The organism is Mesorhizobium sp. B1-1-5, assembly GCF_006443065.1.
Taxonomy (GTDB): domain Bacteria; phylum Pseudomonadota; class Alphaproteobacteria; order Rhizobiales; family Rhizobiaceae; genus Mesorhizobium.
Genome location: NZ_VFWS01000226.1, coordinates 1 through 2,545, shown reverse-complemented (window position 1 = coordinate 2,545; position 2,545 = coordinate 1). Strand labels below are relative to the sequence as shown.

The 2,545-nt window shown below is 63.5% G+C and carries 2 protein-coding genes; one reads left to right on the top strand and one right to left on the bottom strand.

The window, feature by feature from the left end:
* Positions 1–172: 172 nt before the first annotated feature.
* Positions 173–763 (bottom strand): hypothetical protein, encoded by a 591-nt coding sequence (locus FJ980_RS29720; protein ID WP_140547189.1) that lies wholly within the window; start codon positions 761–763, stop codon positions 173–175.
* A gap of 212 nt (positions 764–975) precedes the next feature.
* Between FJ980_RS29720 and FJ980_RS29715 the strand changes: the two genes are divergently transcribed.
* Entirely contained in the window at positions 976–2,514 is a 1,539-nt protein-coding gene (locus FJ980_RS29715; RefSeq protein ID WP_140547188.1) for a trimethylamine methyltransferase family protein, read from the top strand.
* Positions 2,515–2,545: the final 31 nt, after the last annotated feature.

Genomic DNA, 2,545 nt, shown 5'->3' with positions numbered 1-2,545 from the left:
CGGAATGGATTCTATGGTCTGCGCGCGTCGCTTCGCTCCTTGCTCCGCCATAGAATGACGAGGTTGGGGCGGCTTCAGCCAATCTCCGGCGTTTGCGCTGATCTCACGCAAATGAACGGAAATCTTGCACCAAGACAAACCGAAACCTTTCAAAAATCCCTTTGTCAGGGTGCTAGCTGCCGCACTGCCGAATCTGCGCGGCGTAATCGCGCGCCATCTGGTCGGTGGCGTGCGCGTAGCCTTGAACGCCGGCGTCGCCGCGATTGCCGCGGCCGTAGGCGGTCCAGCCGAGATAGTAGGCCAGGTAGAGATTGTAGGTGTCGTTGCGGGCGACGCCGAACGTATCGGCCGTCTTGGAATGGTACCAGCCGACGAAATCGATGGCGTCGGCAAAGCGCGTGCGGCGCGCCGCCCAGTTGCCGGTCTCGCTTTGATATTGCGACCAGGTGCCGTCGAGCGCCTGTGAGTAGCCGGTTGCGCTCGAGACATGCGTCCACGGGATAAAGCCGAGCAGCTTGGTGCGCGGCGGGCGGGCATTGCTCTTGAAGCCAGATTCCTTGCGCACCGTCGCCATCAGCACGGGGACGGGAACGCCGTATTTCCGCTCGGTCCGCTCGGCGGCGGACTGCCAGTTGTCGAACCAGCCGTCATTCTGGTCGAAGACCGCGCAGACATTGTTGATATGACTGGGCGCCGTCGCGCAGGCCGAAAGCGCCAGCAGCACGGAGACAGCGACAATTTTATTAAAACTCGACCTACGCATTGGAAGACGAATAGGCCGAAATCATAAAGGGAGTGTTGCGCGGTTCCTTAACGCGGGGCGGGGGAAGCGCGAGGAACCGAGTATAGTTATTGCGACCATTTGTGACGCTATTCTTTTCATCAATTTTGAAAAATGCCGCCTTGGCTAAAATCACGCCGGCAAATGACGAATTCCTGACAGCCCGCATGCGATGCCGGCGCTCTGATGCGGGCATGAGCGAACCAAGACGCAAGCGCGGCGCCGAGCGCACCAGCAACCGGGGACCAGCCGCCATCCCGCAACTGCCGGCACGGCGGGTGGAGAATCCCTATCCGCCCATGGCGCTGCTGTCCGGCGATCAAATCGAAGCCATCCACCAGGCATCGATGCACATACTGGAGAATTTCGGCATCGAAGTGATGAGCGCACGCGCCCTGTCGCTGTTCGAGCGCGCCGGCGCCAAGGTCGACCACGGCTCGATGAATGTGCGCGTCGATCGCGGCATGGTCGAGGAGGTGCTGAAGTCGACGCGCTCGGCCTATACGCTGACGCCCCGAAACCCAGACCACGCCATTCATCTTGGCGGCAGCACCATCAACTTCACGCTCGTCGCCGGCCCGCCCAATGTGCACGACATGGAGCGCGGCCGTCGCGCCGGCAACCTCGCCGACTACTCGGACCTCGTCCGGCTGGCGCAGCATTTCAACTGCATCCACATGCTGGGCAACCAGGTCTGCGCGCCGATCGAGCTGCCGGCGAACACCAGGCATATGGACACCTATTTCGCCAATCTGACGCTGACCGACAAATGTTTCCACGTCTCGGCGATCGGGCGGGGCAGGGCGCTCGACGGCATCGAGATGATGGCGATTTCGCGCGGGCTGACGCTGGACCAGATGCGCGACAATCCCGGCGTCACCACCATCATTTCGGTCAACTCGCCGCGCCGCTTCGACGAGATGATGGCCGAAGGGCTGATGACCATGGCCGAATACGGGCAGTCGGTGGCGGTGACGCCGTTCACGCTGATGGGAGCGATGAGCCCGGTGACGTTGGCCGGTGCGCTGGCGCAGCAGAACGCCGAGGCGCTGTTCGGCATCGTGCTGACGCAGCTGGTGCGTCCGGGCGCGCCGGTGATGTATGGCGCCTTCACCTCCAATGTCGACATGAAGTCGGGCGCGCCGGCCTTCGGCACGCCGGAAAACACCAAGGCCAACATCGCTTCGGGACAGCTGGCGCGGCGCTACCAATTGCCTTATCGCACGACGCCGGGCTCGGCCTCCAATGCCGCCGATGCGCAGGGCGCCTACGAGACGCTGATGGCCTTGTGGGGCGCCGTGCTCGGCCACGGCAATCTCGTCTACCACGCCGCCGGGTGGCAGGAAGGCGGGCTGACGGCCTCGTTCGAAAAGCTCATCATCGACGTCGAGATGATCCAGCACATGATGGAATTCCTGCGGCCGATCGTGGTCGACGAGGCGGAGCTTGCGGTGGAAGCGCTGGGCGCGGTGCCGACCGGCGGCCATTTCTTCGGCGAGCCGCACACGCTGGAGCGCTACGCCACCGCCTTCTACCAGCCGATGCTCTCCAACTGGCAGAATTACGAGGCATGGCAGGAGGCGGGCGCGCTCGACACGACGGCGCGCGCGACGCGGCTGTGGAAGAAGGCGCTGGAGGAGTATGTCCAGCCGGCGATGGATCCCGCTGTGCGCGAAGCGCTCGAAGCCTATATGGCGCGCCGCAAGGAAGCGATCGGGCAGGGCGAGCCGTGACTTTGACTTCAGCGCGAGGCACCCCCCTCTG